This is a genomic window from Neorhizobium sp. DAR64860/K0K1, assembly GCF_050500205.1.
Taxonomy (GTDB): Bacteria; Pseudomonadota; Alphaproteobacteria; order Rhizobiales; family Rhizobiaceae; genus Neorhizobium; species Neorhizobium soli.
Window position 1 is genome coordinate 796632 of the sequence record NZ_CP191458.1, and the last position, 14168, is coordinate 810799.

General features: G+C 58.8%; 11 protein-coding genes and 1 pseudogene. 4 read left to right on the forward strand and 8 right to left on the reverse strand.

The window, feature by feature from the left end:
- Nucleotides 1-2: 2 nt before the first annotated feature.
- The 4 genes from ACQY1J_RS03540 to ACQY1J_RS03555 form a co-directional block, all read right to left on the reverse strand.
- Complete coding sequence (locus ACQY1J_RS03540) at nucleotides 3-2291, reverse strand: glycosyltransferase family 4 protein (RefSeq protein ID WP_430249398.1); 2289 nt, start codon at nucleotides 2289-2291, stop codon at nucleotides 3-5.
- The gene (locus ACQY1J_RS03545; protein WP_430249399.1) at nucleotides 2288-3235 is read right to left on the reverse strand and encodes a class I mannose-6-phosphate isomerase; all 948 of its coding nucleotides are present in this window, start codon (nucleotides 3233-3235) and stop codon (nucleotides 2288-2290) included. Before ACQY1J_RS03545 ends, ACQY1J_RS03540 begins: the two co-directional genes overlap by 4 nt.
- A gap of 437 nt (nucleotides 3236-3672) precedes the next feature.
- Complete coding sequence (gene recX / locus ACQY1J_RS03550; RefSeq protein WP_062576544.1) at nucleotides 3673-4182, reverse strand: recombination regulator RecX; 510 nt, start codon at nucleotides 4180-4182, stop codon at nucleotides 3673-3675.
- A gap of 142 nt (nucleotides 4183-4324) precedes the next feature.
- Nucleotides 4325-5335: an HWE histidine kinase domain-containing protein gene (locus ACQY1J_RS03555; protein WP_430250017.1), complete on the reverse strand. Its 1011-nt coding sequence runs from the start codon at nucleotides 5333-5335 to the stop codon at nucleotides 4325-4327.
- A 97-nt stretch (nucleotides 5336-5432) separates the two neighbouring features.
- Here ACQY1J_RS03555 and ACQY1J_RS03560 point away from each other — a divergent pair, with 97 nt between their 5' ends.
- A complete protein-coding gene (locus ACQY1J_RS03560; protein ID WP_430249400.1) occupies nucleotides 5433-5594 on the forward strand; it encodes a hypothetical protein in 162 nt (53 codons plus the stop codon).
- Here the strand turns inward: ACQY1J_RS03560 and ACQY1J_RS03565 are convergent.
- The 3 genes from ACQY1J_RS03565 to ACQY1J_RS03575 form a co-directional block, all read right to left on the reverse strand.
- Nucleotides 5579-6490 carry a hypothetical protein gene (locus tag ACQY1J_RS03565; RefSeq protein WP_430249401.1) on the reverse strand — a complete coding sequence of 304 codons (912 nt, stop codon included), beginning with the start codon at nucleotides 6488-6490 and terminating at the stop codon, nucleotides 5579-5581. The two genes, ACQY1J_RS03560 and ACQY1J_RS03565, sit on opposite strands and share 16 nt — an antisense overlap.
- Before the next feature lie 162 nt (nucleotides 6491-6652).
- The gene (malQ, locus tag ACQY1J_RS03570; protein WP_430249403.1) at nucleotides 6653-8476 is read right to left on the reverse strand and encodes a 4-alpha-glucanotransferase; all 1824 of its coding nucleotides are present in this window, start codon (nucleotides 8474-8476) and stop codon (nucleotides 6653-6655) included.
- 174 nt (nucleotides 8477-8650) lie between these two features.
- Nucleotides 8651-9052, reverse strand: a complete 402-nt coding sequence (locus tag ACQY1J_RS03575; protein WP_113110097.1) for an NUDIX hydrolase — start codon at nucleotides 9050-9052, stop codon at nucleotides 8651-8653.
- A gap of 99 nt (nucleotides 9053-9151) precedes the next feature.
- Here ACQY1J_RS03575 and ACQY1J_RS03580 point away from each other — a divergent pair, with 99 nt between their 5' ends.
- Nucleotides 9152-9883 (forward strand): MOSC domain-containing protein, encoded by a 732-nt coding sequence (locus tag ACQY1J_RS03580; protein ID WP_430249404.1) that lies wholly within the window; start codon nucleotides 9152-9154, stop codon nucleotides 9881-9883.
- Between the two features lie 4 nt (nucleotides 9884-9887).
- Here ACQY1J_RS03580 and ACQY1J_RS03585 read toward each other — a convergent pair whose 3' ends face one another.
- Nucleotides 9888-11561, reverse strand: a complete 1674-nt coding sequence (locus tag ACQY1J_RS03585) for an FAD/NAD(P)-binding protein (protein ID WP_430249405.1) — start codon at nucleotides 11559-11561, stop codon at nucleotides 9888-9890.
- 216 nt (nucleotides 11562-11777) lie between these two features.
- Here ACQY1J_RS03585 and ACQY1J_RS03590 point away from each other — a divergent pair, with 216 nt between their 5' ends.
- The gene (locus ACQY1J_RS03590; RefSeq protein WP_209898448.1) at nucleotides 11778-12920 is read left to right on the forward strand and encodes a glycosyltransferase family 4 protein; all 1143 of its coding nucleotides are present in this window, start codon (nucleotides 11778-11780) and stop codon (nucleotides 12918-12920) included.
- A 71-nt stretch (nucleotides 12921-12991) separates the two neighbouring features.
- A pseudogene (locus tag ACQY1J_RS03595) lies at nucleotides 12992-14158 on the forward strand (glycosyltransferase family 1 protein); the annotation flags it as partial.
- Nucleotides 14159-14168 lie beyond the last annotated feature (10 nt).

A 14168-nucleotide genomic window follows, 5' to 3' on the forward strand; every position in this document is an offset into this window, starting at 1 on the left:
GTTCAGGCACTCAGAGCGTGCAATTGGGAGGAGGTTGCCGATTGACTGCCGCTTCGCACGATCCTGCGGTATTCGACGAGGCCTAAGAGGTAAGCGAGCACGGACTCGGCCCCCCTGTTCTCGTTGGGGCGTGCGCGATGCAGCCCATCGCGACAACTTCCGGTGTCGATGTCCACGAGCGGGAGGGAAAGATCATTGGCACCCGTAAACCAGTCCAACGCCATCCGCGCATTGCTTTGCCATTCGGGGCGTTTCTCGGCATGCCAGGCCGTCAGGCAGGCAGAGATGGTTGCGGCCGCCTCGACCGGCTGCTGGTCGAAATGCTGTGGCGGCAAGCCGACATCACCGAAACCATCCGAACCGACCGGGCGGAAATGCCCTGTCCGTGCAGTCTGCATCGTCATCAGCCAGCGCAGGCTCTGCAGGCCAGCGGAGATATGGGTTGGCTTCTCAGCGGCCAGACCCGCAAGGATCAGAGCTTGCGGAAGACGGGCGTTGTCATAGGACAACCCCTCTTCAAACCACGGCCGATCCGGTGTGGCCACATGCGAAAAAAGCGCCATCAGCCGATCTGCAAAAGTGGACCGAATCCGTCGCGCATTGATGTCGTGGCGCCGGGCCGCGCAATATCCGTCCAATCCCAGCAACGTGAATGCCCAGGCGCGAGGAGAGGTGAAATCGACTGCTGTCGGCAAGGCTTCGGCAAACAGATCGGCAGCCCAGTTGCGTCTCGCCGAACTGGTGTCGTTGAGCGCGCACTGTCCAAGCGCCCACAGCGTGCGGCCATGGCTGTCTTCCGAGCCCTTGTCTTCCAGCCATCGCCGGTCAAAACCCATGAAATTGCGAAAGTGCTTTTGATCCGGGTTCCACGCATGCTGGACAAAGGACGCAAACCGCGTGGTCAGGATATCGGGCAACTGGGTTTCGCCGGAGGCCATGAGAGTGACTGAAAGCAGCAGCGCCCTGGCATTGTCGTCGACGCAGTAACCATGCGACCGGTCCGGGACAGAATGGACGGCATGCTGGAATAGTCCGGTGTCGTCACACATCGACAAGAGGTACGCGAACTGGAGCTCGGGCACACCGGGCGAGCCGAGGGCCGACGGCTTGCGGCCAACTGGCGGGACAGCACCGGGCCGGATTTTTGGCTGGATGACCGCCTCAAACAGCGAGAGGTATCGCTGGCCCGTGCGCTGCCAGGTCATCGAGCGACTGGCGGCATAGGCCCGACGGCGTATCGCGTTGCGACTGTCATCGTCGGTCAGCAATGCTGCGATTTTCTGACCGATCGCCTCGGAATCGCCGAACGGTACGAGAACGCCGGAGCCATCCGCAAGGAGCTCGCTCGCGTGCCAGTACGGGGTCGATACAACGGCTTTGCCGAGCCCGAAACTGTAAGCAAGCGTGCCTGAGGTCATCTGGGCTTCGTTGAGATAAGGCGTCGCGTAGACGTCGCACATCGAAATGAAGTCGAGGAGGGTCGGCAGGTCGACGAAACGGTCGAGGAAGACCACATGGTCTTCGATGCCGAGATCCTCCGCACGCGCTACGAGCGACTGTCGATACGTCTCGCCCTCGGTCCGCACAAGATTCGGGTGGGTCGCGCCAAGCACGACGTAGACTGCGTCCGGCCTGCTCTGCAGGATCACCGGCATCGCGTCGATCATGACCTCGATGCCCTTGTTGGGTGACAACAGGCCGAACGTCAGGATAACGGATCGCCCCTCAAAACCGAGTTTCGTCTTCGCCTCGTCCGGCTCGCTGAAGGCGATTTCCGGGATTCCGTGCGGGACGAACTCGATTTTCTCCGCCGGCACATCATAGACTTCCTGCAGCAGCTCGCGCCCCCGCGCGGCCATCACCACCACCTTCGACGAGATATCGACGATATTGTTGAAGACCCGGCGCTGAGATGGTGTCGGTTCGGCAAGGACCGTATGCAACGTCGTTACGACAGGCATCGTCAGCCGTGACAACAGCGCCAGGATATGACTTCCGTCATTGCCTCCGAAGATGCCGAACTCGTGCTGGAGGCAGACGATATCGAATTTCTCAGCGTTCAGGTATTTCGCGGCTGCGACATATTCCGCAAGGTCGTCGTCCGCGATCTGCAGATGGACGCTGTGCGGATAGTCATACACCTGGCCATGATCCGTCATGGCAACAATCGCCGTTTCGACGTTTGCCGAGGTTTTCGATACCGCTTGCTCAAGATCCGTCGTGAAGGTCGCGATGCCGCAGCGGCGCGGCAGCGAGTTGCCGACGAAAGCGATTTTCCTGGTCTGGGTCATGACAGCGTCTCCGTTGAAGGGAACGCTGGAACGTCCGCTAAGGGTTGAACAATGGTCGTCGTGTTGGGATCCGGCATGTCCCGGAGCGGACCGACTTCGCGCAGCAGATTTTCCCGGGCGTCGTCGCCGGCATAGGCGAGCAAAGCTGTGATCGGAGCAGCACCGACTTGTATCGATGCGTCTTCCGCTTCCAGGAAAGCGGCATCACCAAGCTTCAGCGGCATTGATCCTATCGACGCTTCGCCCGCAAGGAGAAGGAGCCAGCATTCGCTTTCGGCCCTGAGTTGCCACAGCGTGTTTGCAGCAAGTGTCACCCGCTCAAGCACGAAGAAGTCGCAGGAGACGAGTAGCGTTCTCTCTTTCGTCAGATGACGCATCGGTTCCTGGCGCGGTGCCGGTCCCAGCTGCGCCACGGAAACTGCCTGTTCGATATGGAGTTCACGCGCGCTTCCATAGTCGAAAAGACGGTATGTCGTGTCACTCGCCTGCTGGATTTCGGCAATGACGAGCCCCGCACCGATCGCGTGGATGGTTCCGGCAGGGACGAAGAACGCATCGCCCGCATAGGCTTTTTGCCAGTTGAGCAGGCCACCGATCGAACCGTCGGATATGGCGTCACGCAACACCTCCGTGGACACGGGCGTTTTCAACCCGATCCCCACTTCGGCGCCGTCGTCAGCAGAAAGGACGTACCAGGCTTCCGTCTTGCCGTTCCTCATGCCGACTCCCTGCGCGGCCGCGTCATCCGGATGAACCTGGATCGACAGCGCCTGAGACGTGAACAGCAACTTGAGCAGCAGTGCAGAAGCGTCACGGTCTGGACCGTTGCGCGCGTAGCGCAGCTCGCCAATGACAGTCGTGCCGTCCGACTGGCTCCACGGCTTCAGTTCACGACGGCCCCACGGCTTTGCTGCGGGCTGCACGCCTAGATGTTCTACCGTCATGATACCTCATGGGTATGCCGCTAAGATCAGTTCGATCTGAGGTCGGTAGCTGCGCCAGCAAATCAGGTGGAACGGTCGCTATCGCAACGATGTCAGGTTTTGAAACGCGCCCTGGGATATCGGAACCCGCCGGGCCATTCGCGCCGGCAGCCTGTCAGGCTTTGCGCAGGCATACCTGATATAGGGTTATGTCCTACGGATTTCAATTTTTAAATAAAATCAGCCACCAACCGCAACAAAATCAAATTCTTCACGCATCAGAGATTTTATAAATTATAAGTATATTGGTAATTTACTTAGCTGGTACTGATGAGATACGCTTTAAAAGCGCAAAAAATGCAAAAGTGTACTATCGACACGCATTTCTACGACTTAGGAATACGCTGCAACATCTAGCCAGCATCGCCCCAATGACCGGAGAGCTGTTCGGCGCTCCTTCACACCACGTCTTCGCTCAGGACTACCTCAGCATCGTCGCGATGCATCTCGAAAACCTGCCTCCCGATTTCCGAGCTGAAGCCTGCGCGTGCAAACGATGCGAGCTCCTTGGCCTTGCGTTTCTGATCGAGCTCCACTCTCCTGAACGGGCCAAATGCCCGCTTTCGCGCGAGCACGACCGCGGCACGCAGATCGTTCACGTCAGCGACTGCCTCGGAGGCGGTTTCCCGGTCTATTCCCTTGATCACGAGCCGCTGCGAAATCGCGCGTTTCGACCGGCCGCTTCGTTGCGCAGAACGGGTCGCGACTTCTGCGTAAGCCTGATCATCGAGAGCGCTGTTGTCATATCCGAACTTCACGGCAAACGCCGCAAGCGCCTCGACCTGCGCATCGCCGATGTCTTCGAACTTTTCCCGCGCCTTGCGCGTGATCGCTTGCCGGAGCTGCTTTTCCGTGTGCATCCTTTTGGACAGACGATAGATAGCGGAGTTCCGCGCCCATGACAGCATACGCGTCGTCGGGATATCCGATACGGGTTTTTCAGCAAGCTCGTTGCTGCTATCGTCTGGTAAAGGCTCCAAAATCAAGTCCTTGTTCCAGTTGTATCACGCGATAACTGACAATCAGAGAACCTTGTTGTATCAACCGCGGTCAGGTTTTTTCGAACTGGATCCTGGACAAGGGCATTGCAGTTGTCACGACGACACCATCCGGCTCGTAATCGGTCGTGGCGGTTCCGTAAGAGTTCAGACTGGACGCGATGAGCCGAGAGCCAAATCCCTTTCTGGTCGGGATAGCGACGGGTGGCCCGCCGACTTCCCGCCAAGACGAGATTAGAAAATCCTCTCCCTCCCGGACTTCAATTCTCCATGCAATATCGATGTGACCATTGCTCTCGGAGAGTGCGCCGTATTTGGAGGCATTCGTGAAAAGCTCGTGCAGCACCAGCGAAAACGACAAGGCGGCCTGGGGATCAAGCTCGATCTCCGGTCCCTCGATTCGGACGCGGTCTGAACCCTCAAGACCGATGTTGATCGTTGCGGCGTTCACGATCTGGCCAAGCGTTGCGCTAACCCAGTTCTTCTGAAGCAAAATATCGTGTGCCGAGGCATAGGCCGACATGCGCGACTGGAGCTTCTCGCCGGCATCTTCGAGCGAGGCCGCATTGCGGATCGACTGCGTTGCAATCGACTGCACCACCGAGATGGTGTTTTTCATCCGGTGACCGAGCTCAAGCATGAGCAGGCGTTGCTGGTCGGCCTGTTCTCTTTCCTGGGTTCTGTCGCGAAGGATTTTGATGAAGCCTATGACGGTATCGTCATCGGATCGCAACGCCATCATCTCGCCGGACGCCCAGAAGGTTGAACCGTCCTCGCGCAGATGCCATCGCTCGTCGCTACCACGCCCCTGGCTCAGGGCGGCAGTCATCTCCCGTTGCGGAATGCCCTGCTCGCGATCCTCGAGCGTGAAAAAAGCTGTGGCCGGCCTGCCCACCATCTCGTCTGCATCCCAGCCGAGAACACGCCGAGCACCCTCGTTCCAACTGGTCACGAGACCATCGAGATCCATCGAAATGATCGCGTAATCGATCGCGCTCTGGACGATGGCTTCGAGATACCGCTCTCTTGAGGAAATCTTGTCTGTGGGTATCTCGATCTTCATCAACTGGTCTTTCGCCATATCGGTCCCAACGTGGTGGCACGAACCAGCTCAACTGGGGAATTTTAGCACTATCTGCAATCCCTATTCAAAGAGGATCGTGGAAATCGTGTGGCACAAGATCGGCCTCCCGTCGAGCCGCCATAGGCGACCCGATCTCGAAGCTGGCGGCGAGACGACGGTTCACATCGTCGGCGTCTCCCGCCCGAGCCATACAGCGGAGGAAAGCACCGACAGCCAGTCTTACTATTCGCCCTTATGAAGAAGGGTGCGAACATCGTCGGAGACCTGGTTGGCGGCTCCCAGCGTCTCGATCAGCTGCGCCTGTCGGCTTCCTCTCAATCCCGCGGTCGTCAGCTGCTTGTCGCGGACATAGGTATAGATGCCGCTTACTGCGAAGGCAGTCGCATGGCTGATCTGGGCTTTCTGGTCGGAGAGCGTGCTCTGGAACAGATCGCCGCCGTAGAACTGCCGACGAGCAAGCGGGCTGGCGAATGCGAGCTCCAACACCGCAATGTGCCGGCGCTCGTCTGGAACAGTATGATCGACGCCGGGAGCAGGCGGTGCGGGTTTTGCGTTGTCGTAGACATCGGGCAGGTGCAGACGCACTTTCATAGCGGCAGGGTCTGAGGAAATCTTCTCGGCAAGGTTCGTCATGAACGTTACAAAGGCGAACGCATCGCCTGTCCTGGAGCCGAGATGGACATGGATGCGATCAAGTCCGTCGTCTCCGTTGGGAACTGGCTCGGCGCTGCGATCGATGAGTGTGGTTGAGCCCTTGGGAAGGGCATAGGCAACGGTTGCTGCAAACATGTTCTGCTCGTCCGCAAACAGGATCGAGCAGGCGTCATTGAATTCCTCCTGGTCGGCCGCCGTCTCGAAGCCGATCTCGACGCCGCCATCCAGGACATAGTTTTCAAATGGCAAAACTCCTTCGATTTCAGGCCAGAGATGCGCGTCCTGTTCACGGTTGAAGTGGTTTTGTACATACCATCCAAGCCCGGGGATTCGAGAACAGAGCGGGCCATGCACATCGCGCCAATAATTGGCGAACGTTTCGTGCGGCACTTTTGGACGACGAAGGACGGTCGTGTAGGTGTTGATCGCTATGGCGGCATCGCGCGCCGCAAAATTCGTGTCGTTCGATGAAATGGACAAATGAAACTCCGATTCGTTGCACGGGGAGAACATGCAGCGGTTTCGGTTGTTCCTTTTGCCCCAACATTAGAGCCGGCAGACGAGCGGACGCAGGATCATCGCATCGGAAGCGCACCGGTCACCGAGTGACGGCGCGCCTCTATTGCTCCCAAGACCTAGCTTTTATTTTCGCCGCGCGGCCGCGACCTCACCCAGGATGTCATGCAGTTCCGGAAGTGCGTCGAGCTCTTCCAGCATGACGGACAGTTTCGGTTTCCAGTTCGGATAACTGTCGCTCGTGCCAGGGACGTTGGTGGGCTGCTTTTCGTCCGTGAGATCGGCGAGCCGTACAGCCATCAGGAGGGATGGCGTTCTGGCAACGAAGGCATGGGCAGTCGCCGCCAGATTTCTACGACTGGAGTGATCGACCGCTTCCGACCCCATAAGATCGGCCGCCCGAAATGCGGAAAGCACGTCGCGCCTTTCGCTCTTTCTCTCGCTCTTCTGCTGACGGGCAGCGTCTTCGGGCACGAGATCGTTCTTTTCCCGCATCATGACGTCAGCTGCACGCCACCAGCCGGAAAACGTCTGGTGGTCATGGGTTGATACACATGCCAAGGCCAGCGCCGGATACTGGTCGGGCGGATGGAAGCCCTGCTTTCCCTGCTCGTAGGAGAGAATTCTGTAGGAGAGAATGTTGGCAGCCTCCAATTCTCCCTGCAGCCCTTGCGGCAGATTGCCGAGATCTTCTCCGATGACGAGGCAGCCATATGTGTTGGAGAGGTCCGCAAGCGTCTTGATCAACGCTTGTTGGGGGTAGCCGACATAGGCACCCTCTTCGGGGCTTTCTCCCGATGGCACAAGGAAAAGGCGCCGCAGAGCTGCTGCATGGTCGATGCGAACCGCGCCCGCGTAGCGCATGACACCTTCCATCGTGGTCTCAAATGGGGACGGATTTCCCGAAGCGATCGCCGAAGGGTGAAACGCTGCAAGCTGCCAGTCCTGACCATAAACCGCCATGGGATCTGGCGGACTGCCGATGCTGGCACCTTCGACATAGGCATGACGGCTGCTCCAGGTGGCCGATCCGTCCAGTGCCTCGCCGACGGCGACGTCGAGATAGAGGCCGACGCGCATGCCTGCAGCCTTTGCACGAGCTGAAGCCTCGGTGAGCTGCCCATGTGCCAGATACTGGAGCCACAGGTGGAAATCGACGCGATCGCCGTGCGTTTCCGCAAACAGCTTTACCGTCTCCGACTGCGGATCCTGATATTCTTGCGGCCACGCCTTCCAACCGACGCTGCCCCCAGATGCGACAAGGGTCTCCGAGATCGCCTCGAACAGGGCGTGCAGCCTCAGTTCAGCGTCGCCTTCCCTGCAGAAATCCTGAAACGCGGGGTCCTCTCGGCGTTTTTCTGTCGTCCAGATTCTGTAGAGCACCTCGCGCTTGATCCGCGCGACATTCCCGTAGTCGACCAGTTCCGTTCGTTGCAACCTGGCAATATCTTCCTCCGGCTCAGGCGAGCTTGCGAAGCCGTCGATCCGATCGACAGCAATGTAGAGGGGATTGAGAAAACGCCGGTTGGAGGGTTCGTAAGGACTGCACCGTTCGGCAGCGGCCATGAACGGCGCATGGAGCGGATTGAGACCGACGAAGTCGGCACCCCAGCCTGCGGCGAGATCAATGAAAGTGGACAGGTCGTCAAAATCGCCGATCCCCCAGTTTCGGCGCGATCTCAGTTCGTAAAGCTGCAGCGCCACGCCCCAGACCCGCTCGCCTTGGAGATCAGGAAGAAAGCACTGGGGTTGACCGGAGGCTTCGACCGAGGCGGTCTGGTCCTGGTCGTTGTTTTGCGGGTACCGCTCCAGCGACGCGAGGATTTTCGCCCGGCCGGCTGTCGAAACGGGCACGTCATTGCCCTGGGGTGAGGGTCTTTTGTTTTCGATATCGTAGGCCTCGGAGCTCTGGCCCCGATCGAGCATGGCGTCGTCAATATTCTGCTTCATTAGCCCACCTCGTCAATATTACACGGTCGGCAGGCAAAGCATGCAGCTTTCCTCCAACGTCGATTTCTGAGCCCAAACCGTCTGCGGGTTGAGGAAGTTCCCCGGCGCAATGCCCGGACTAGGAAAGAGTTTCTGCTCTGCGAGGTACATCACGCTGCAGCGGACGAAATTGCGCTACGAGTCCTGCAGCATTTGCAGGATGACAGAGCGGTACTCCGGCATGGCCAGTTCCATTGCCTCGAGGTCTTCCCGGCCAAACCAGCCCAATTCGGAATGCTCGGTGCCGAGCAGGGAAGCCTGTCCACCTTTCCAGAGCGGTACCGCATAGGTGTGGAAGGGCGATTTCTGCTTTTCGTCACGGCTCTCGTACAATGTCGCGACCTTGTTGAAGGCAAGTGGCGTGAGCCCCACCTCTTCCTCGCATTCCCGCACCAGAGCCTCGTCCAGGCCCTCGCCTTTTTCGACATGACCGCCGACCAGATCCCACAAATTTGCCGACCACTTTCGGTGCAATGCGCGCCGGACAAGCAGGATCTTTCCATTTTCGACAAAACCTGCGCATACGATCTTTGCCATTGTTTCTCCTCTGTCCTGTCGAAGCGTTCGCAGGCATTGAGGGAACCACCTGTGGCAAATTCAGTTCCCTGCCCTTGAGACGCATTGACGAGGGAATGAATGGCACCGCCGCAATTTGGGACTATCGAAGAGATCTGGCGCTACCCGGTAAGCTCGCTTGGCGGCGAGCGTTTGACCTCCGTCGAGCTGGGAACGGACGGAATCGAGGGCGATCGTTCATGGTGCGTTGCTGATGCGCAGTCCGGCCATCCGGCGGCGCCCGAGAAAGAAGCTCGCTGGAAACCGGCACTTTTCCTCCACTCGAGATCAGGTCGAGACCGGCCTGAAATCGGATTTCCGGATGGGGAGTGGCTGCGTGTCGGAGAGAGAGATACCGATGCGAAGCTGACCCTCTATTTCGGCTTCGAGGTCGAAACGCGTCCCTATGTCGCGACCGGCGATGCACAGACGGCCGTCAACCGTTATGAAGTGAGCCCGGTCCATCTCGTGACGACCAACTCCCTTCGACACTTGTCCACGATCGTCGGAACCGACGATATCGACAGCCGCCGGTTTCGCCCCAACGTCGTGCTGCGAACGCCTGCGGCCGAGGGCTTTGAGGAGAAGTCATGGCTTGGATGCAGGTTGCAGATGGGAGGAGCGACCATCCACATCTGCGAAGAAGCCAAGCGGTGCGGAATGACGCTGATCGCGCAACCCGGGCTTCCCGAAAACCCCGACGTGCTTCGCTCGCTGTTGCGACAAAACAAGCGAAACTTCGGCATCTACGGCGATGTCGAGATATCCGGGAAGCTGACATTGGGTGACCCGGTCGAGATCGTGACGGGCTGACGCCTTAAGCTTGCGCGATGATCAGAGGCGGCGCGTTCGATTTCAGGATCGCTTTCGAAATCACCTCGCCGATATCGCGTGCGCTGGTGATTCCCTGCACGAACGGAAGCTTGTGCAGCAGAAAAGCGATCGAACCGCAGTAGAGGTTGTTCGAGAGATTGTCTTCGAACACCAGACGGAAATCGTCGTCTAGATCGATCCCTCCTGTCCGGACGATCTCCTGCTCGGCGCCATCAAGAGAAAACGCAGCCTTTGTTGCCGCTTTTCGAACGACACCCTGGCCAACGAGCGTCGGGAACGGAATGTCGCGGGCCGACAGCTCGTGCTGTCCTGTGGCGTCGATGAAAGCCTCAAACCGAAGCTCCCGGCCTTCCGTGCGAACGACAGCTCCGCGCTCGACGCTCTTGTTGTCGATCTCGCTGCTGTTTCCGAGCGCTACGATCTCAAGCTTGCCGGTGCGATGGAGAGCGAGCAATCGGCGGATCGATTCATGCGGAACCGTCGCGTAGTCATCGATGAAGACGGTCTTGAAGTGCTTGTGGAACCGCTTGAGGTCATCAGCGTCCAGATGCGGTATCGCCTTCGCAATCACCTCATGCATCCGCAGGATGGCATAGCGCCATTCCACCGTCTGCTTCAGCTTCTTGTTCAGGTCGGCTTCGGCGAGGTTGCGAGCAGCCCAGGCAAACGGGTCGTTGGTTTCCCGAGCGCGGAAATAGGCAGGCGCAATCGTCTCAACGGTCAGAAATGACAGGCCGATGCTTGCTGCATAATCCGGATCGCAGGCCACTAGCTCCTGCTTGAACAGGTCGAAGATCGTATCCAGAAGATCGAGCTTCCGCGTGGCGATCGCGTTTTCGATCGCCGGTTCGGTACAGAATGTCAGCGGGCGGTACGGGATCTCGCAGTAGAAGTCGGCTTCTGGCAGCACCCCTTTGCGCGACATCATCGTTGCGCGGAAGGCTTCGGTTCCCGGCAGGGGCTCGTATTGAAGATCACCCTGCCCATCGAGCATGAAGGCACCATGCGCAGTCGAGACGGTGATCAGCGCATCGATGCCGCTCAGCGACGTGCCCAGAATGCCGAGATTGCATGGAGGGATGGTTTTGAGAAGCGGTGCCGGCCAGGGCGAGATGAAGTATCCGGGCCGCACCTCGGTGGTCTCCGGCCAGTCGTGGCCCGTTGCCATCACCACGTGATCGAAACCGAATTCCGCCGGTTCGTCGTCCAAGGCTTTTACGCTCAACCGGATATCGTCTGCGCGCAGCTCGATATCGACGACACGATGCCGCGCCTTGAGGTGGATGGCGTGGCCGTTGGCGGTGGCGGCATTCAGAAGCTGCTGAAACTGCGCGTGCAGGAACTCTCCCAGAACCACGCGCGGATAAAACTCCCGCTCGCTGATGGCATCGCGTTCGACGCCGAGATGCTGCAACTCCATATCCGTCTGACGGCGAAGCCACTCGGTCAACGTTTCGCAGATTGGCGGCAGCTCGATGCTGGCAATGTTGGAGAGCATCGCCGCATCGTTAAGATCGGGGCGATAGGGGGTTCCCTTGCCGGGTTCCGCGTCGCTTTCGAAGATGGTGATCTCAAGCGGTTCAGACTTCCCGATGAGGCCCTTCAGCGTGTAGATGCCGGTCGGACCGGATCCGATGATTGCAACTCTCAAAGCCATATGCCCGATCTATCCTTGCAGGAACCAGAAAGTCTGGAGACTGCGCCAACAAGGCTGATGCCTCGAGGTTCCGTCACGACGCAATGATCGCCGCTCCTCGTCAGAATTAAGGTGCGGCTGTATGTCTGCCTGACAGTGGAACCGTTCCCATTTCCGGAAGTTGGTGACGTCGAACATCGCCATCCCGTTCTTCAGTGTCAAAGATTAGAGACGTGCATGAGACCACGGCGTATTGTCGTCATCAGTGATTTTCAGGATGGAAGCTGGAGCGGCGAAGACCTCCCGTCCCCTCGAAGCTTTGAAACGCTATGGTCATCAGGTTCACGCGGATCTCCTCCCCTGTCCATTCCGGATACGAACGACGTGGTTGTCGACGGCGGCTATATCGAGCGGCTTCCACTCGCAGCCCTCAAGGACGGGCTGGTCGATTGCGCGGAAATCTGGACGCATTGGCGCGGCGGTGATCCTCCGCCAGAGTGGCGTTCCGGCAATCCGTCGCTGGTGCGCCGTTCATTCCGGATGAACGGTCCGGAGGCTCCCTTTGCCTCGAACGATATGCTCGGGCATATCGAGGCGTTCGGCGCTCCTGACATACTGTGTGTCTGGGGACTTGGGGTGAGCGAGGAGATCATGCTTGCCTGCCGCGACAGCTTTAAGATCTACAACTCCATCGACGCTCCGGCACTTCGCGTGCCGTTCGAGGTCAGCCGTCATTTCGATCTCGTGATCACGGGAGCGGAGTGGCAGTCGGAGGTTGTTCGCGCCCGGCATCCTGACATGCGCACAGTCGTGATGCCGATCGGACCCGAATTCGCATCCGAGATGACATTCCGGCCGCTGAACCTTCCGAAGATCTATCACGTGATCTATGTGGCCGCCGCCCAGCCCTACAAGCGCCACGACATGCTCTTCGAAGCGCTGGGTAAGCTACCGCGGTCGCTTCGGACCCTTTGCGTCTTCGGTTACGGAGAACTCGTACCGGAGCTGAGGCGCCATGCGGACGCGCTGGGCATCAATGTCGATTTCATTGAGCCGCCGGGAATAGCCTTCGATGACGTCAACCGGTTGATGAATCAGTCACGGATCGGCGTCGTCTGCGGTGTCGACGATGGGGCACCTGCCATTCTCACCGAATATATGCTGGCCGGCATTCCCGTCCTCGCCAACAGCGCGCTTCGGTGCGGATTACAATACATTATGCCGGAGACGGGCCGAATGGCTTCGGAGCAGGACTTTCACGACGGTATCCGGGATCTGCTCGGGCTCGCCGACGGGATGAAACCACGCGAGACAGTGCTGGAAAACTGGACGTGGCAGCATAGCATTAGCCGCCTGCGAGATTTGATGAACGACAGGTAACAGAATTATGATGAGCGTCCGGAACTTTGCTGCCCAGGCTTTGTTTGGCGGCATCTGTTTCGAGGTGCTTGATGAACGTTCTGAATTCCTTCCCGCAAACGCCTGATGCCTCCCTGCCTATCGATACGCCGCTCATCTGCTTCTCGCATCTGCGCTGGGACTTTGTCCTGCAGCGGCCGCAGCACCTAATGCAGCGCTTCTCTCAGGATCGTCAGGTCTTTTTTTTCGAGGAATTCATTCCAACCGATCATCATCTTGCCTACCTGGAAATTCACCCATTCGCCGATACGTCTGTCAAGGCGATCCGGCCAAGAGTTCCGCATTGGTGGAGCGAAGCCGAGCGGGATCGGGCGCTTAGCCGCCTGCTCGACGATCTCATCCTGCTTCACGGTGGGCGGCGGCCGATACTCTGGTTCTACACGCCGATGATGTATTCTTTCGCGCAGCATGTGGACGCGGCCGCGGTTGTCTACGACTGCATGGACGAGCTGGCCAACTTCAAGTTTGCGCCGCCTCAGCTGAAGGATATGGAAAACGCGCTGATGGCGCGCGCGGACGCGGTCTTTACCGGAGGGGTGAGCCTCTACGAGGCAAAGCGCGATCTACATGACAACATCCACGCCTTCCCATCCAGTGTCGATTCGCACCATTTCCGCGCAGCACGAAACTCGGTTGCCGATCCAAGCGATCAGGCAAAGATCCCTCACCCACGGTTAGGCTTCTACGGCGTCATCGACGAACGCCTCGATCTCGACCTGATCCGCGCAGCGGCTGCAGCGCGACCGGACTACTCCTTCGTTTTTCTCGGTCCGATCGCCAAGATATCGCCGTCCGATCTGCCTCGCGCGGCCAATATTCACTACCTCGGGCACAAGTCCTATGCCGACCTGCCGTCCTATCTGGCGGGTTGGGATGCGGCGCTCATGCCGTTTGCACTCAATGAGGCAACCCGTTTCATCAGCCCCACCAAGACGCCCGAATATCTGGCGGCAGGGCGACCGGTCGTCAGCACAAAGATTGCAGACGTCGTTCGTACCTACGGTGATACGCCGGGCGTGTTTTTTGCCGACGATGCCGACAGCTTTGTCAGCGGATGCGATGCCGCGCTTGCCATTGCCCGCGCCGATACGTCCTGGCTCGAAGCGGTTGACAAGATGCTCGCGCGCTCGTCCTGGGATGCCACGTTCAAGAGCATGGCGATGATCGTCGACCAGACGGCTGTAGATCCTCCATTGCCATCTGCGCTGC

Excerpts from the sequence above, each read along its gene's own strand:
- ACQY1J_RS03580 (WP_430249404.1), top strand. The coding sequence starts at position 9,152 with ATGGCACCGCCGCAATTTGGGACTATCGAAGAGATCTGGCGCTACCCG.
- ACQY1J_RS03540 (WP_430249398.1), bottom strand. The coding sequence starts at position 2,291 with ATGACCCAGACCAGGAAAATCGCTTTCGTCGGCAACTCGCTGCCGCGC.
- ACQY1J_RS03585 (WP_430249405.1), bottom strand. The coding sequence starts at position 11,561 with ATGGCTTTGAGAGTTGCAATCATCGGATCCGGTCCGACCGGCATCTAC.
- recX (WP_062576544.1), bottom strand. The coding sequence starts at position 4,182 with ATGCTGTCATGGGCGCGGAACTCCGCTATCTATCGTCTGTCCAAAAGG.
- malQ (WP_430249403.1), bottom strand. The coding sequence starts at position 8,476 with ATGAAGCAGAATATTGACGACGCCATGCTCGATCGGGGCCAGAGCTCC.
- ACQY1J_RS03575 (WP_113110097.1), bottom strand. The coding sequence starts at position 9,052 with ATGGCAAAGATCGTATGCGCAGGTTTTGTCGAAAATGGAAAGATCCTG.
- ACQY1J_RS03555 (WP_430250017.1), bottom strand. The coding sequence starts at position 5,335 with ATGAAGATCGAGATACCCACAGACAAGATTTCCTCAAGAGAGCGGTAT.
- ACQY1J_RS03545 (WP_430249399.1), bottom strand. The coding sequence starts at position 3,235 with ATGACGGTAGAACATCTAGGCGTGCAGCCCGCAGCAAAGCCGTGGGGC.
- ACQY1J_RS03590 (WP_209898448.1), top strand. The coding sequence starts at position 11,778 with ATGAGACCACGGCGTATTGTCGTCATCAGTGATTTTCAGGATGGAAGC.